Source organism: Thermogemmatispora aurantia (assembly GCF_008974285.1).
GTDB lineage: Bacteria > Chloroflexota > Ktedonobacteria > Ktedonobacterales > Ktedonobacteraceae > Thermogemmatispora > Thermogemmatispora aurantia.
In genome coordinates this window covers 1-1,265 of sequence record NZ_BKZV01000017.1, presented here as the reverse complement: position 1 = coordinate 1,265, position 1,265 = coordinate 1, and the positions used below count along the sequence as shown (strand labels likewise).

The following is a 1,265-nucleotide window of genomic DNA, read 5'->3' as shown; positions in this document are numbered from 1 at the left end:
TTCAGCTCCTCCCCCCAGACCCTCCCTCCTTCCCCCGCTCCTGCCATCCACCTCCTCTTCGAAGCCCAGGCCCAGCGCTCTCCCTCCTCCTGCGCCCTCCTGGACCTGCCCTCCGGCTCCTCCCTCTCCTACCACACTCTCAACTCCCAGGCCAATCAGCTCGCCCGCCTCCTGCTCTCCCTCGGCCTTACCGCCAATACTCCCGTTCCTCTGGTCTTGCCTGCCTCGTCCAGCTTCTTCGTGGGAATGCTGGCCGTTCTCAAGGCTGGGGGCTGCTTCGTGCCTCTGGATCCCACCGCTCCCCCAGCGCGCCTACAGGCGCTGTTAACCGAGCTGCAACCTTCCCTGCTGCTCACAAGCCAGTCTCTGGCTGCTTCCCTGCCATCCCTGGCTAGCTCTTGCCTGGTGCTCTGCCTGGATGCAGCCGAGACACAGGCACAGCTCGCCTCTCTCTCTAGCGATAATCTCCCCTGGTCCAGCTCTCCCGACCAGCTCGCCTACCTCATCTTCACCTCCGGCTCTACCGGTACCCCAAAGGCTGTCTCCATTTCCCACACTAATCTCATGGTCTCGCTCACCTCACGTCTGGAGTATTATAAGGCACTTCCTCCCAAGGTCCATGTCCCTCTACTCTCCTTGACCTTCGACAGCGCCCTGACAGGCGTCCTCTGGACATTATGCGAAGGAGGCAAAGTAGTACTGCTGGCTGAAGAGCACAAGAGGAATCTCAGCAAGCTACCTGCTCTCTTAGAACAGGTCCAGGTCTCGCACCTGCTCCTTGTGCCTTCTCTCTACAGCCAGATACTGGAGTACGCCGCTCCTTCTCAGCTTGCTTCCCTGCGCTGTGTAACAATTGGGGGTGAAGCCTGCCCGCGCTCCCTCGTGCAACTGCACTACTCCCTTCTCCCCCAGACCCCCCTCTTCAATGAATACGGCCCCTCCGAAGCCACCGTCTGGGCCTCCGTCCACCTCTGCTCCCCCTCCGACCCCTTCCCTACCGCCCCCATCGGCCACCCTCTCCCCCACTGCTCCCTCTATGTCCTCGATCCCTCCCTCCAACCCGTCCCCATCGGCGTCCCCGGCGAACTCTTCATCGGCGGCCCTTCCCTCTCCCCCGGCTACTTCCGCCAGCCCTCCCTCTCCTCCCAGCGCTTCCTCCCTCACCCCTTCTCCTCTGACCCCTCCGCCCGCCTCTACCGCACCGGCGACCTCGTCCGCTGGCTCCCCAACGGCTCCCTCCTCTTCTTGGGTCGCCTCGACCAACA

Annotated in this window: 1 protein-coding gene; it reads left to right on the top strand. The window is 63.0% G+C overall.

The window, feature by feature from the left end; translation table 11 throughout:
* Positions 1 to 1,265, top strand: a 1,265-nt coding sequence (locus KTAU_RS21400) for an amino acid adenylation domain-containing protein (protein WP_151730266.1), incomplete at both ends; no start/stop codon positions are given.